This is a genomic window from Neisseria sp. P0001.S005, assembly GCF_051963715.1.
The window spans coordinates 1-209 of sequence record NZ_JBQCTZ010001163.1 but is presented as its reverse complement, the minus strand read 5'-3'; the positions used below and the strand labels follow the sequence as shown (position 1 = coordinate 209).

At 54.5% G+C, this 209-nt stretch carries 1 protein-coding gene; it reads left to right on the top strand.

Annotated elements, in window-relative coordinates; translation table 11 throughout:
* Window positions 1–209 (top strand): integration host factor subunit beta (locus ACTHSP_RS24420; protein ID WP_440347264.1); only part of this gene is annotated, 209 nt, incomplete at both ends.

The following is a 209-nucleotide window of genomic DNA, read 5'->3' as shown; positions in this document are numbered from 1 at the left end:
AAAGTCTTGGTTGATACCATGACCCGCTCACTGGCTCGTGGACAACGTATCGAAATCCGCGGCTTCGGCAGCTTCGATTTGAACCACCGCCCTGCCCGTATCGGGCGCAACCCAAAAACCGGCGAACGCGTGGAAGTGCCAGAAAAGCATGTTCCTCACTTCAAACCGGGTAAAGAGTTGCGTGAGCGTGTAGACTTGGCATTGCAAGA